The organism is Micromonospora yongxingensis (assembly GCF_052601155.1).
On record NZ_JBQXEO010000016.1, the window covers coordinates 121019 to 133448 of the forward strand.

At 73.1% G+C, this 12430-nt stretch carries 16 protein-coding genes; 5 read left to right on the forward strand and 11 right to left on the reverse strand.

What is annotated here, in order from left to right:
* Positions 1 to 57 precede the first annotated feature (57 nt).
* The 3 genes from ACTWLT_RS20125 to ACTWLT_RS20135 all read left to right on the forward strand — a co-directional run bounded on the left by ACTWLT_RS20125 (position 58) and on the right by ACTWLT_RS20135 (position 3727).
* Positions 58 to 687: a TIGR03085 family metal-binding protein gene (locus ACTWLT_RS20125; RefSeq protein ID WP_445319720.1), complete on the forward strand. Its 630-nt coding sequence runs from the start codon at positions 58 to 60 to the stop codon at positions 685 to 687.
* 127 nt (positions 688 to 814) lie between these two features.
* Positions 815 to 1762 (forward strand): terpene synthase family protein, encoded by a 948-nt coding sequence (locus ACTWLT_RS20130; RefSeq protein ID WP_445319721.1) that lies wholly within the window; start codon positions 815 to 817, stop codon positions 1760 to 1762.
* A 138-nt stretch (positions 1763 to 1900) separates the two neighbouring features.
* Complete coding sequence (locus ACTWLT_RS20135; protein ID WP_445319722.1) at positions 1901 to 3727, forward strand: AMP-dependent synthetase/ligase; 1827 nt, start codon at positions 1901 to 1903, stop codon at positions 3725 to 3727.
* A 94-nt stretch (positions 3728 to 3821) separates the two neighbouring features.
* On the opposite strand, the gene yczR is transcribed toward ACTWLT_RS20135, so the two are convergent.
* Positions 3822 to 5279, reverse strand: coding sequence for a MocR-like transcription factor YczR (gene yczR / locus ACTWLT_RS20140; protein WP_445319723.1), 1458 nt, complete (start codon positions 5277 to 5279; stop codon positions 3822 to 3824).
* Positions 5280 to 5338: 59 nt separating this feature from the next.
* Between yczR and yczE the strand changes: the two genes are divergently transcribed.
* Positions 5339 to 6001 (forward strand): membrane protein YczE, encoded by a 663-nt coding sequence (gene yczE, locus ACTWLT_RS20145; RefSeq protein ID WP_445319724.1) that lies wholly within the window; start codon positions 5339 to 5341, stop codon positions 5999 to 6001.
* A 101-nt stretch (positions 6002 to 6102) separates the two neighbouring features.
* Positions 6103 to 6564, forward strand: coding sequence for a hypothetical protein (locus ACTWLT_RS20150; RefSeq protein WP_252418437.1), 462 nt, complete (start codon positions 6103 to 6105; stop codon positions 6562 to 6564).
* 6 nt (positions 6565 to 6570) lie between these two features.
* Here the strand turns inward: ACTWLT_RS20150 and hisF are convergent, their stop codons facing one another.
* The 10 genes from hisF to hisB all read right to left on the reverse strand — a co-directional run bounded on the left by hisF (position 6571) and on the right by hisB (position 12406).
* Complete coding sequence (gene hisF / locus ACTWLT_RS20155; RefSeq protein WP_445319725.1) at positions 6571 to 7338, reverse strand: imidazole glycerol phosphate synthase subunit HisF; 768 nt, start codon at positions 7336 to 7338, stop codon at positions 6571 to 6573.
* A 76-nt stretch (positions 7339 to 7414) separates the two neighbouring features.
* Entirely contained in the window at positions 7415 to 8413 is a 999-nt protein-coding gene (locus tag ACTWLT_RS20160; RefSeq protein ID WP_445319726.1) for an NADP-dependent oxidoreductase, read from the reverse strand.
* Between the two features lie 46 nt (positions 8414 to 8459).
* Positions 8460 to 8891, reverse strand: coding sequence for an organic hydroperoxide resistance protein (locus ACTWLT_RS20165; RefSeq protein ID WP_256483130.1), 432 nt, complete (start codon positions 8889 to 8891; stop codon positions 8460 to 8462).
* 5 nt (positions 8892 to 8896) lie between these two features.
* Positions 8897 to 9343: a MarR family winged helix-turn-helix transcriptional regulator gene (locus ACTWLT_RS20170; protein WP_445319727.1), complete on the reverse strand. Its 447-nt coding sequence runs from the start codon at positions 9341 to 9343 to the stop codon at positions 8897 to 8899.
* 78 nt (positions 9344 to 9421) lie between these two features.
* The gene (locus ACTWLT_RS20175; RefSeq protein WP_445319728.1) at positions 9422 to 9811 is read right to left on the reverse strand and encodes a RidA family protein; all 390 of its coding nucleotides are present in this window, start codon (positions 9809 to 9811) and stop codon (positions 9422 to 9424) included.
* Positions 9808 to 10533 carry a bifunctional 1-(5-phosphoribosyl)-5-((5-phosphoribosylamino)methylideneamino)imidazole-4-carboxamide isomerase/phosphoribosylanthranilate isomerase PriA gene (gene priA / locus ACTWLT_RS20180; RefSeq protein WP_445319729.1) on the reverse strand — a complete coding sequence of 242 codons (726 nt, stop codon included), beginning with the start codon at positions 10531 to 10533 and terminating at the stop codon, positions 9808 to 9810. The genes ACTWLT_RS20175 and priA overlap by 4 nt, the downstream gene beginning before the upstream one ends.
* 14 nt (positions 10534 to 10547) lie before the next feature.
* Complete coding sequence (locus ACTWLT_RS20185; protein ID WP_252418444.1) at positions 10548 to 10871, reverse strand: hypothetical protein; 324 nt, start codon at positions 10869 to 10871, stop codon at positions 10548 to 10550.
* A 39-nt stretch (positions 10872 to 10910) separates the two neighbouring features.
* The gene (gene hisH, locus ACTWLT_RS20190; protein ID WP_252418445.1) at positions 10911 to 11543 is read right to left on the reverse strand and encodes an imidazole glycerol phosphate synthase subunit HisH; all 633 of its coding nucleotides are present in this window, start codon (positions 11541 to 11543) and stop codon (positions 10911 to 10913) included.
* A 19-nt stretch (positions 11544 to 11562) separates the two neighbouring features.
* Complete coding sequence (locus ACTWLT_RS20195; RefSeq protein WP_252418446.1) at positions 11563 to 11736, reverse strand: CG2302 family histidine operon protein; 174 nt, start codon at positions 11734 to 11736, stop codon at positions 11563 to 11565.
* 58 nt (positions 11737 to 11794) lie between these two features.
* On the reverse strand, positions 11795 to 12406 hold the full coding sequence (gene hisB / locus ACTWLT_RS20200; RefSeq protein WP_109820540.1) for an imidazoleglycerol-phosphate dehydratase HisB: 612 nt from the start codon (positions 12404 to 12406) through the stop codon (positions 11795 to 11797).
* Positions 12407 to 12430: the final 24 nt, after the last annotated feature.

Consider the following 12430-nt stretch of genomic DNA (forward strand, 5'->3'; position numbering starts at 1 on the left):
TGGCGACGTGACATCCACTGCCGCGCGCCGGGGGACGACCCGGCCTACCATCGGGCCATGCCGCGGTACGCCCGAGCCGAGCGCGAGGCGCTGGCCGATCTCCTCCTGGCCTCCGGGCCGGACGCCCCGACGATCAACGAGGGCTGGGCGACCCGTGACCTCGCCGCGCACCTGGTGCTGCGGGAACGTCGCCCGGACGCGGCGGGCGGGCTCCTGGTGGCGCCGCTGCGCGGGTACGCCGAGCGGGTCCGTCTCCGGCTGGCCGCGCGGCCGTACCCCGAGCTGGTGGCACAGGTGCGCCGGCCGCCGGTGTGGAGCCCGGTCAGCAATCCGGTGACCGACGAGCTGGCCAACACGATGGAGTTCTTCATCCACCACGAGGACGTGCGGCGGGCCGGCTCGGGCTGGCTGCCGCGGGAGCTGCCGCCCGGCCTGCAGGCCGCGCTCTGGAAGCGGGCCGCCCCGCTCGCCCGGCTGGCGCTGCGTCGCTTCCCTGCGGATCTCTATGTGCAGGCCCCCGGCTACGGCAAGATCTCCGTCGGCCGTGGCGGCGAGCCGCTGCGGGTGGTCGGCGCCCCGGGCGAGCTGGTGCTGTTCCTCTCCGGCCGGCAACGGGTGGCGCGCGTCCAGGTGGACGGTCCGGCGTCGGCAGCGCAGCGGCTGCGCAACGCCAGCCTGGGCATGTAACTGTCTGTACCTAATCGGTCACTCGTTCTCTGTGGAACGCGCCACACCCAGCGATCCGGACCGATCTCTGCTCCCGTACGCTTCACCGCGCCGTTCCGCGCCGGGGCGGCACGAGTGGGGGCGGACCATGCGGAGTTTCGCAATCTCGGCGCTGGAGGAGCCTCCCTTCGCGGCGGGGCGCCATGAGGCCACGGATCGGGTGGCGAGGGAGAGCGTCGAGTGGGCGCGCGTGTTCGGGCTGGTCGATACCGGACACCGGGTTCACCGGCTGGAGAGGGCGGATGCCGCCGGCCTGGCCGGTCGCGCCTGCCCGGACGGGCCGGTGGACGGGTTACGACTGCTCACCGACCTGATCTCCTGGCTCTTCGTCATGGATGACGCCTGCGACGAGGACGGCCTCGGCGCCGATCCGGGTCGACTGGCACCGGCGATCAGCACTCTGCTCGACGTGCTGGACCGGTGCGGCGACCCGGACGTCATCCCGCCGGCCGCGGGGCCGCTGGGTGACGCGCTGCACGACCTGTGCCGCCGCGCCCGGGCGCAGGGAAGCCCGGCGCTGCTGCTGCGCTTCGTCAGCCAACTGCGTGAGTACCTGCTGGCACTGCTCTGGGAGGCGACCAACCGGGAGCGCCGGCGGGTGCCCGAGGTGGCGGAGTACGTCCAACTGCGTCGGCACATCGGCGGCGTACACCCCTGCCTCACCCTGACCGACCTGGCGTCCGAGGAGCCGCCCGGGCCAACCCGGCGCGCCGACCCGGCGATGGTCACCCTGGATCTGCTGGCGGTCGACCTGGTCTGCTGGTGCAACGACCTCTTCTCCTACGGCAAGGAGAGCCGGGCCGACCCGGACGCGCACAACCTGGTGACGGTGATCGCCCAGGAGAGCGGCACGGACGAGTCGGACGCCCTGCAGGCGGCGGCCGACCGCTTCAACCGGGGGTTGGCGGAGTATCTGGCCGCGGAGCAGGCGCTGCTGGCCGGCGGGGACGACGGGCTGCGCCCGGCACTCGCCGCCCGGCGCAACTGGGTCCGGGCAACCTACGACTGGTCACTGGTGGCCGCCCGGTACGCCTGATCCGGTCGTACCGGTTGGTGGGACGGGTGGGCCGGACGATCACCGGGGCTAGCCGATGCCCGGTGGCAGGCAATACTCTTCGGTAACCACTATGACGTGACGATCGTCACGCCACCACCCCCGAAGGCGGCTACAGCGATGGCTCTCGATGTCCCGTACCGCTCCATCCCGGACATGTTCCTCAAGCGCGTGGCGGCCACCCCCGACCGGCACGCCTTCGCCTCACCGAACCCGGACGACTCGGGTCCCGTCTGGCTGACCTGGGACCAGGTCGGCCAGCGTGCCAAGGCCGTCGCCGCCGGCCTGCACGGCCTGGGCGTCGGCCAGGAGGATCCGGTCGCGATCCTCGCCAACACCCGGCTGGAGTGGGTGATCGCCGACCTCGGCATCATGTGCGCCGGCGGGGCCACCACCACGGTCTACCCGACCACCGAACCGGCGGACGCGACCTACATCATCGCCGACTCCGGCTCCCGGGTGCTGTTCGCGGAGAACCCGGCCCAGGCAGCCAAGATCTCCGGCGCCGACCTGCCCGCGTTGACCCACGTGGTGCTCCTCGACGGCGTCGCCGACGAGGCCGCCGCGGTCCCCCAGCTCACCCTCGCCGACCTGGAGGAGCGGGGCACCCGAGCGCTGGCCGCCGAGCCGGATCTGATCGACATGCTGGTGGCCGGCATCGGCCCGGAGCACCTGGCCACCCTGATCTACACCTCCGGCACCACCGGTCGGCCCAAGGGCGTCGAGCTGCTGCACGGCGGCTGGTGCTGGGAGGCCGTGGCGCAGGCCGAGGTCGGGCTGCTGCGCGACGACGACCTGCAGTACCTGTGGCTGCCGCTGTCCCACTCGTTCGGCAAGACGCTGCTCTGCGGTGCCATCCACGTCGGCCTGCCCACCTACGTCGACGGGCGGGTGGAGAAGCTCGTCGACCTGCTCTCGGTGATCCGGCCGACGTTGATGTGCGGCGCACCCCGGGTGTTCGAGAAGGTCTACAACAAGGCCGTGACCACCGCGCAGGGCGCCGGCGGCGCGAAGGCGAAGATCTTCGCCTGGGGCGTCCGGGTCGGCAAGGAGAAGGTGGCCCTGGAGCAGGCCGGCAAGCCGGTGCCCGCCGGGCTGAAGCTGCGCTACGGGGTGGCCGAGAAGCTGGTCTTCAGCAAGCTCCAGGCCCGTCTGGGTGGCCGGATGCGGGTGCTGGTCTCCGGTGCCGCTCCACTCAGCCCCGAGATCGCCACCTTCTTCGCCGCCGCCAACCTGCCGATCTCCGAGGGCTACGGCCTCACCGAGACCAGCGCCGGCAACTTCGTCAACCCACCCTCCGGGCTGCGGATCGGCACGGTCGGCAAGGCGATGGGCGATCTGGAGTGCCGGATCGACTCCGACGGGGAAATCCTGGTCCGTGGCCGGCCGGTGATGCGCGGCTACCACAACCTGCCGGAGGAGACCGCCGCCGCGTTCACCGAGGACGGCTTCTTCCGCACCGGCGACATCGGCAGCCTCGACGAGCAGGGCTACCTGCGGATCACCGACCGGAAGAAGGACCTGGTCAAGACCTCGGGCGGCAAGTACATCGCGCCCTCGCACATCGAGGGGATGTTCAAGGCCATCTGCCCGTACACCTCGCAGGCGATCGTCATCGGGCAGGCCCGCAACTTCTGCACGATGCTGGTCACCCTGGACCCGGACGCGATCCGGGGCTGGGTCGCCGGCGGCCCGCTGGAGGGCCGCGACTACACCGACATCGTCGCCTCACCGGAGGCCCAGGCGATGGTCGAGGAGTACGTCGCCCAGCTCAACGCCAAGCTCAACCGCTGGGAGACGATCAAGAAGGTGGCGATCCTGCCGCGCGACCTGACCATCGAGCACGGCGAGATCACCCCGTCGCTGAAGATCAAGCGACGCGGTGTGGAGAGTAACTTCGCCGCCGAGATCGACCGGATGTACGCGGGCACCCTCGCCGAGCTCTGAGCCGAGCCCTGAGTCGACCGCCGGCGGCCCCGCACCCACCAGGGTGCGGGGCCACCGGCGTTTCAGCCGGCACCGCAGGCAGGCGCGGCCGGGCTCAGGCGATGACGGCGGGCTCGCGCCACCGCTGCCGGCCGGTGCGGTCCAGGTCGTAACGGACCGCGGCGATCCGCCCGACGGCCTCCACCAGGTCGGCCGCGGGCAGGGTGAACGGCAGCCGCAGGAAGCGCTCCAGGGTGCCGTCGAGACCGAACCGGGGGCCGGGCGCCAGCCGGACGCCGACCTCCTCGGCGGCTCGGGCCAGCGCGCTGGAGACCGGGCCGTCCAGCTCGGCCCAGAGCGTCACGCCTCCACGCGGCACGGTGACCCGCCAGTCCGGCAGCCGGTGCTCCAGGGCGCCGAGCAGCGCGTCGCGCTGTGCGGCGAGCTGGAGGCGGCGGTCCGCGACGATGGCCGGCGCGTCGGCCAGCAGGTGCACCGCGACCAGTTGGTCCAGCACCGGGCTCGCCATGTCCACACCGACCCGGACGGCGGCCAGCCGCTGGACCTGCGGCGCGGAGGCGCGCACCCAGCCGATCCGCAGTCCACCCCAGTACGGCTTGCTCATCCCGCCGATGCTGATCACCCGGGAGTGCCGGTCGAAGGTGGCGGTCGGCGGGGGCAGCTCGGTGCCGTCCAGGGGCAGGTCCACGAAGGACTCGTCGACGATCAGGTCGGTGCCGGCGGCGTGGGCGGCGGCCACCACCCGCTCGCGCAGCGCGGCCGGCATCAGGTGACCGGTCGGGTTCTGGAACTCCGGGATCAGGTAGGCCAGCTTGGGCCGGGTCTGCCGGAGGCTGCCCAGCAGCAGGTCGGAGTCCCAGCCGCCGGCCTCGGCGGCCAGGCCGTGGGTGGTGATCCGGGCCCGTCGGCCGGCCAGCGCGGCCAGCGCGTTGGGGTAGGTCGGTGACTCGACCAGCACGCTGCCGCCGGGGACCAGGGCGAGCCGTAGCACCAGGTCCAGTGCGTGCTGGGTGCCGCTGGTGACCATGATCTGGTCGGCCGAGGTGGGCAGACCCCGGGCGGTGTACCCGTCGGCCACCGCCTCGCGCAGCTCGATGATGCCGGTCGGGTGGTAGCCGGCCCCGCCCAGATAGCGGGGCAGGTCCTCGGCGGCGGCCCGGGCGGCGGCCAGCAGTTGCGGCGGGGCTGCCAGGGCGGCGACGCCGAGGTCGATCATCTCCCGGTCGTCGAGCGGGGTCCACAGGCCGGTGCTGGCCACCCGGTGGTTGCCGGGCAGCATGGTCCAGCTCCCGGCGCCCCGACGGCTGGCCAGGTGCCCGGTCTCGCGCAGCTGCCGGTACGCGGCGGTCACCGTGGTCCGGCTGATCCGCAGGGCCTCGGCCAGCTCCCGCTCGGCCGGCAGGCGGACGCCCAGCGGCAGTCGGCCGTCGGCGAGCAACCCGCGAACCGTGCCGGCGAGGGCGGCGTAGTCGGGGCTGCGCCGGCGGCCGGGCAGGGCGTGCCACTGCCCCAGCAGACGCGCCAATTGGACGCCCCGCACCTCACCCGTCACGACCACTCCTCGGATATTGGCTTCTTCCTCCGGGAGGATTGGCACCTAGGGTGGCATGCATGGCACTGATTGGCAATCTGCGGCACCGGCCGGTACGACGGCTGACCCAGCTCTACGTCGGGCTGGTCTTCTACGGGGTCAGCATGGCCCTGATGATCCGCTCCGGCCTGGGCCTCGACCCGTGGGACGTGTTCCACCAGGGGCTGTCCGAGCTGACCGAGCTCTCCTTCGGCACGGTCACCATCGGGGTCGGCGCGCTGGTGCTGCTGCTCTGGATCCCGCTGCGGCAACGGCCCGGCCTCGGCACGGTCAGCAACGTCGTGGTCATCGGCCTCGTGGTGGACGCCACCCTGGCCCTGCTGCCGTCCAGCAACCCGCTCGGCGTACGGATCGCGCTGCTGATCACCGGGATCGTCGCCAACGGTGCCGCCACCGCCATGTACCTCGGTGCCCGGCTGGGCCCCGGCCCGCGCGACGGGCTGATGACCGGCTTCGTGGCCCGCCGGCCGGGCTGGTCGATCCGGCTGGTGCGCACCGCCATCGAGGTCACCGTGCTGGCACTCGGCTGGCTGCTCGGCGGCACGGTCGGCCTGGGCACCGTCGCGTACGCGCTGGCCATCGGCCCGCTGGCGCAGTTCTTCATCCCGCTGTTCGCGGTGCCCGAACCGGGCGACACCGCGCCCGCTCCGGGGCCCGTCGCACCGGTCACCCCGACCGGCTGAACCCTCACCGACCGTTCGCGCACCCGTACGCCGTGGTGCTGCTGAGGGCAGGTTGGTGGGTGGGTGTTCCCTTCCTCGACGCTCGCCGTCATCATCTCTGCATGGGGGAGAACGGTTGGCGCTGGACGGACGCCTGGATCTTCGTGTCGCTGGTGATCGCGAGCGGGGCGGGGCGACACCGCCGGTCGGCGACCAGCCGCCGGCCGGAGGGCGTACGCCTGACCGACGTGCTCTCGACCGCCGACCACCTGAATCAGGCGATCCCGCAGCGCCACGAGGTGGAGGCCGCCGTCCAGCGGCTGGTCGGCGCCGGGCTCGTCAGCGTCACCGACGGGTGGTTCCGGATCACCGCTGACGGGGAGCAGCTCTGGCGCAGCCGGCCACGCGCCGGGGTGGCGACCATGGTGGACACCGTGCAGGGCGTCCTGAGCCGCCGGCACGCGCCGGGTCGCGCCGATTGGAGCCTTGACGAGGCCGACCATGCCGCCGCCGTCCAGGAGTACGTGGTCCGCTCGATCCCCACGCCCCGGCGTTCGCCGGAGGGTCACCCCGGCGGGCACTGACCCGGCTCAGCGCACCGGATGGCCGCCGCGGCGCAGCGCGTCCTTGACCTCGGTCACGGTCAGCTCACCGAAGTGGAAGACGCTGGCGGCGAGCACGGCGTCCGCGCCGGCACCGATCGCCGGCGGGAAGTGCGCCACCTCGCCCGCGCCTCCGCTGGCCACCACGGGCACGTCCACCACCGCCCGCACCGCGGCGATCAGCTCCAGGTCGAAGCCCGCCTTGGTGCCGTCGGCGTCCATCGAGTTGAGCAGGATCTCCCCCGCACCCAGCTCGGCACTCCGTCGCGCCCACTGCACCGCGTCGATCCCGGTGCCGCGCCGACCGCCGTGCGTGGTGACCTCGAAGCCGCTGGGCGTGCTGCCGGTCGGGGCGCGGCGCACGTCGAGGGAGAGCACCAGCACCTGCCGGCCGAACCGGTCGGCGATGTCGGCGATCAGCTCGGGGCGGGCGATGGCGGCGGTGTTCACGCCGACCTTGTCCGCGCCGGCGCGCAGCAGGGTGTCCACGTCCGCGACCTGCCGGACGCCGCCGCCGACGGTCAACGGGATGAACACCGACTCGGCGGTGCGGCGCACCACGTCGAGCATCGTGCCCCGGTCGCTGGAGGACGCGGTGACATCGAGGAAGGTCAGCTCGTCCGCGCCGGCCCGGTCGTAGGCGGCGGCCAGCTCCACCGGGTCGCCGGCGTCGCGGAGGTCGAGGAAGTTGACCCCCTTGACCACCCGCCCGGCATCGACGTCCAGACAGGGGATCACGCGCACCGCCACCGTCATGCCGCGAGCCTATCCTCCGCACACGCGGCGGCGACCGACCTGTGAGGCCGGCCACCGCCCCGCGTCGGATCGGGACTCACACCCGGACGAGCATCTTGCCCAGGTTCTCGCCGCGCAGCAGGCCGAGGAACGCCGCAGGGGCGTTCGCGATGCCGTCCACGATCGTCTCGTCGTAGGAGAGCCGGCCCTCGCGCAGCCAACCGGCGACGTCGCGCACGAACGCCGCCCGCACGTCGTTGTGGTCGTTGACCAGGAAGCCGCGCAGGGTGAGCCGCTTGCCGATGACCAGCGCCAGGTTGCGGGGCGCGGCCGGCGGCTCGGTGTCGTTGTACTGCGCGATCATCCCGCAGATGGCGACCCGACCGTGCAGGTTCATGGCCGAGATCGCCGCCTCCAGGTGGTCGCCGCCGACGTTGTCGAAGTAGACGTCGACGCCGTCCGGGGCGGCCGCGCGCAACGAGTCGCGGACCGGCCCGTCGTGGTAGTCGAAGGCGGCGTCGAAGCCCAGCGCCCGCAGCCGCTCGACCTTGGCCGGCGAGCCGGCGCTGCCGACCACCCGGCCGGCGCCCTTGAGCTTGGCGATCTGGCCGACCAGGCTGCCCACCGCCCCGGCGGCGGCGGAGACGAACACCGTCTCGCCGGGCTTCATCGCGGCCACCTCGAGCAGCCCCGCGTACGCCGTCAGCCCGGTCATGCCGAGCACGCTGAGGTACGCGCTGACCGGGGCCAGGTTCGGGTCGACCGCGCGGGCGGCGGTGGCGTCGAGCAGCGCGTACTCCCGCCAGCCCAGCCCGTGCAGCACGGTGTCGCCGACGGTGACGCCGTCGGCCTCGCTGGCCACCACCTCGCCGATCGCGGCGCCGTCGAGCGGCGCGTCGAGCGCGAAGGGGGGCACGTACGACTTGACGTCGTTCATCCGGCCACGCATGTACGGGTCGACCGACATGTACTGGTTGCGGACCACGATCTGACCCGGCCCGGGTGTCGGGACGTCGGTCTCGACGAGCCGGAAGTTCTCCTCGGTGGGCCAGCCCCGGGGGCGGCTGGCCAGGTGGATCTCACGGTTGCTGGTCACGGGGTGGTCGTCCTCTCGTCCGCGGTCGGGGCCTGGGTCGCGGACGTCACGCGGCCAGGGTCTCGCGGACGGTCAGCGCGACGTCGATGTTGCCGCGGGTGGCGTTGGAGTAGGGGCAGACCTGGTGGGCCTGCTCGACGAGCTGCTCGGCGGCGTCGCGGGGCACGGCGGGCAGGTCGACGACGAGCTTGACGGTGAGCCCGAAACCGCCGCTGCCGTTCGGGCCGATGCCCACCTCGGCGGCGACGACCGAGCCGGTCACGTCGGCCTTCGCCCGGCGGGCGACCAGGCGCAGCGCGCCGTGGAAGCAGGCCGCGTAACCGGCGGCGAAGAGCTGCTCGGGGTTGGCAGCGCCGCCGGCGCCACCCATCTCCTTCGGCACGGCCAGGTCGAGGGCGAACGTGCCGTCGGAGGTCTCGACGCGGCCGTCCCGGCCGTCGCCGCTGGCGGTGGCGGACGCGGTGTAGAGCACCTGCATGATGGTCACTGCTCCTTCTGTCGGTGGATGGTGTCGGTGACCTGGGTGAGGGTGTCGCGCAGCGCGACCAGCTCGGCGATGCCGAGCCCGGTGGCCCGGGCGATCTGTAGCGGGACGTCGTCCACCTGCTGCCGCAGCGCCCGGCCCTGCTCGGTGAGACCCACCTCGACCCGCCGCTCGTCGCGCGCCGCTCGCCGCCGCACCACCAGGCCCGCCCCCTCCAGCCGCTTGAGCAGCGGGGAGAGCGTGCCGGAGTCCAGCCGCAGTTCGGCGCCCAGCTCGGAGACCGTGGGGGCGTCGTCGGGGCGCTCCCAGAGCACCAGCAGCACCAGGTACTGCGGGTAGGTCAGCCCGAACCGGTCGAGGATCGGCCGGTAGACGTCGGTCAGGGCACGCGACGCGGCGTAGAGCGCGAAGCACACCTGCCGGCGCAGCACCAGGTCATCGGTCACCGTTGAACCGTAGCCCACAATTAAGTTGTACACAACTTATCGGGGTGAAGAACGGCCAGGACAGGGACCAACCCCGCCTCAGCGGTTGCCGAGGTACGCCTCCAGCTCCACCTCGACCAGGTGCTCCGGGTCCAGCAGACCCGCCACCACCACCAGTGTCGCCGCCGGCCGGACCGCCCCGAAGACGGCGTTGTGCGCCCGACCCACCTCGTCAGCGTGCAGCCGGTCGGTCACGTACATCCTGGTCCGCACCACGTCAGCCGGCTCCGCGCCCACCTCGGCGAGCGCCGCCAGCCCGATCCGCAGCGCCTGCGCGGTCTGCGCGGCGGCGTCCCCGACATGCACCACCCGGCCGTCCACCGTGGCCGTACAACCAGCCGTCCAGGCCAGGTCACCGGCCCGGACCACCCGCGAGTAGCCGTACCGCTGCTCCCACGGCCCGCCCGAGCCGAGGCGGGTGACCGTCACGCCTCGGCCAGCGTCCGCAGCGCCTCGGCCACCGTGAAGGCGCCCGCGTAGAGCGCCTTGCCGGCGATCACGCCCTCCACCCCGAGCGGCTCCAGCGTGGCCAGCGCCCGCAGGTCGTCCAGCGTGGACACACCACCGGAGGCGATCACCGGGGCGTCGGTACGGGCGCACACCTCGCGCAGCAGGTCCAGGTTCGGCCCGCGCATCGTGCCGTCCTTCGTGATGTCGGTGACCACGTAACGGCTGGCCCCCGCCTTGTCCAGCCGCTCCAGCACCTCGTACAGGTCACCGCCGTCACGGGTCCAGCCGCGCGCCGAGAGGGTACGCCCCCGCACGTCCAGCCCGATGGCGACCCGGTCGCCGTACTCCCCCACCACCCGGTCGCACCAGACCGGATCCTCCAGGGCGGCGGTGCCGATGTTCACCCGGGCCGCCCCCGTGCCCAGCGCCGCGCGCAGCGACTCGTCGTCGCGGATGCCGCCGGAAAGCTCCACCTTCACGTCGAGCTGACGCACCACCTCGGCGAGCAGGTGCGCGTTGGTGCCCCGCCCGAACGCCGCATCCAGGTCGACCAGGTGGATCCACTCGGCGCCGTCCTGCTGCCACGCCAGCGCGGCGTCCAGCGGGTCACCGTAGATGCTCTCGCTACCGACGGCGCCCTGCACGAGCCGGACGGCCCGGCCGTCAGCGACATCCACGGCGGGTAACAGGGTGATGCTCAACGTCTTCTCCTCGGTCAGGTACGACGGTCCAGGGCGATCACGACGATCGCCGGCAGTACGAGCAGCAGCAGCACGATCAGGGCGATCCGCAACGCCAGATCGTCGACGAACGTCCAGAGCAGGATCACCGCGGCAGCGGTGAGCAGCACGATCGCGGCCCGCTCACCGCGGGTGTGCCGAGCCAACCGGCCCGACCGCCCCCGACGCACCTGCGGCGTCAACCGTCGCACCAGCGCCCGGCGGCGCTGCCGGCGGGCCACCCGCCGCTGCCGGACCGCCCGCTCCCGGGCCAGCTCCGCCTCACGTACCGCGCGACGGCGTGCCCGTTCCCGGCTCACCAGGACCACCGCCGGGCGGGCGCCGGGCGGCCACGACGCTCAGCCACCGCTGGACAGCGTGGCGAGCCAGTTGCGCAGCAGCGCGGCACCGGTGTCGGCGGACTTCTCCGGGTGGAACTGGGCCGCCGAGAGCGCTCCGCGCTCCACCCCGGCGACGAAGTCGGTCTCGTGGTGGGCCGTGGTCACCACGGCTCCGGCAGCGGCCAGCGCCGCCGGGTCACCCATCGCGTACGAGTGGACGAAGTAGAACCGGCTCTGCTCCGGCAGACCCGCGAAGAGCACCGACTCCCGGGGCGCCCGGACCGTGTTCCAGCCCATGTGCGGCAACCGGGTGGCGGCCAGCCGGGTCACCCCGCCGGGCAGCAGCCCGAGCCCTTTGGTCACCACACCGTGCTCGTCACCGTGCTCGAAGAGCACCTGCATGCCCACGCAGATGCCGAGGACCGGCCGGCCGGCGGCCACCCGCTCGGCGATCACCGGGCCGGCGCCGAGCGCCTCGATCCCGGCCATGCACGCGGCGAAGGCACCCACCCCCGGCACGACCAGACCATCCGCGGCGGCCGCGGCGGCGAGATCGTCGGTCACCCGCACGTCCGCGCCCGCGGCGGCCAGCGCCCGCTCCGCCGAGCGAAGGTTGCCCGAGCCGTAGTCGAGCACCACCACGTCGCTCATGTCGTCACCCGTCCCGCACTCACGCGTTCTCCCCCGGCAGCAGCCAGAGCACGCCACCGACCGTGGCGAGCACGGCGAGCACCGCGGTGACCACCACGGCGCCCTTCGAGGCACCCTGCCGGTACAGCGACCAGGCGCCACCCACCAGCACCCCGGCCAGGATCAGCAACAACGTCGGCAACGCCGCACCCATCAGAGCCCCCTTCCCTTCGCGACTGCGGGGCTCCGCTGCGCTGCACTCCTCGCGCTCATCAAAGCGCCCCCTTCGTGCTCGGGATCGCACCCGCCGCGCGGGGGTCGATCGCGGTGGCCTCGCGCAGCGCGCGGGAGACCGCCTTGAACTGCGCCTCCACCACGTGGTGCGCGTCCGGGTGACCGCCCGGCCGGGCCGCCCGCAGCACGTCGACGTGCAGGGTGATCCGGGCCGCCTGGCCGAAGGACTCCCAGATGTGCCGGGTCATGCTGGTCGGGTACACCGGGCCGATGTACGGCGCGAGCGCCGGCTCGTCGTGCACCACGTAGGGCCGGCCGGACAGGTCCACCGCGGCCCGGACCAGCACCTCGTCCATCGGGACGGTCGCCGAGCCGTACCGCCGGATGCCGGCCTTGTCGCCCAGCGCCTGGTCGAACGCGGCGCCCAGGGCGAGCGCGGTGTCCTCCATCGTGTGGTGCGCGTCGATCTCCAGGTCACCCACGGTGCGCACGGTCAGGTCGTAGCCGCCGTGCCGGGCGATCTGGTGCAGCATGTGGTCGTAGAAACCGACGCCGGTGCTGATCTCGGCCGTGCCGGTGCCGTCGAGGTCGATCTCGACGAGGACCTTGGTCTCCTTGGTGATCCGCTCCACCCGGGCGGTCCGGCTCATTGCTCGCCTTTCGGTCGCGACTGC

Bases quoted from the DNA above. Each gene is read 5' to 3' on its own strand.
- ACTWLT_RS20125 (WP_445319720.1), top strand. From the start codon at position 58: ATGCCGCGGTACGCCCGAGCCGAGCGCGAGGCGCTGGCCGATCTCCTC.
- ACTWLT_RS20130 (WP_445319721.1), top strand. From the start codon at position 815: ATGCGGAGTTTCGCAATCTCGGCGCTGGAGGAGCCTCCCTTCGCGGCG.
- ACTWLT_RS20135 (WP_445319722.1), top strand. From the start codon at position 1,901: ATGGCTCTCGATGTCCCGTACCGCTCCATCCCGGACATGTTCCTCAAG.
- yczE (WP_445319724.1), top strand. From the start codon at position 5,339: ATGGCACTGATTGGCAATCTGCGGCACCGGCCGGTACGACGGCTGACC.
- ACTWLT_RS20150 (WP_252418437.1), top strand. From the start codon at position 6,103: ATGGGGGAGAACGGTTGGCGCTGGACGGACGCCTGGATCTTCGTGTCG.
- hisF (WP_445319725.1), bottom strand. From the start codon at position 7,338: ATGACGGTGGCGGTGCGCGTGATCCCCTGTCTGGACGTCGATGCCGGG.
- ACTWLT_RS20165 (WP_256483130.1), bottom strand. From the start codon at position 8,891: ATGCAGGTGCTCTACACCGCGTCCGCCACCGCCAGCGGCGACGGCCGG.
- hisH (WP_252418445.1), bottom strand. From the start codon at position 11,543: ATGAGCGACGTGGTGGTGCTCGACTACGGCTCGGGCAACCTTCGCTCG.
- ACTWLT_RS20195 (WP_252418446.1), bottom strand. From the start codon at position 11,736: ATGGGTGCGGCGTTGCCGACGTTGTTGCTGATCCTGGCCGGGGTGCTG.
- hisB (WP_109820540.1), bottom strand. From the start codon at position 12,406: ATGAGCCGGACCGCCCGGGTGGAGCGGATCACCAAGGAGACCAAGGTC.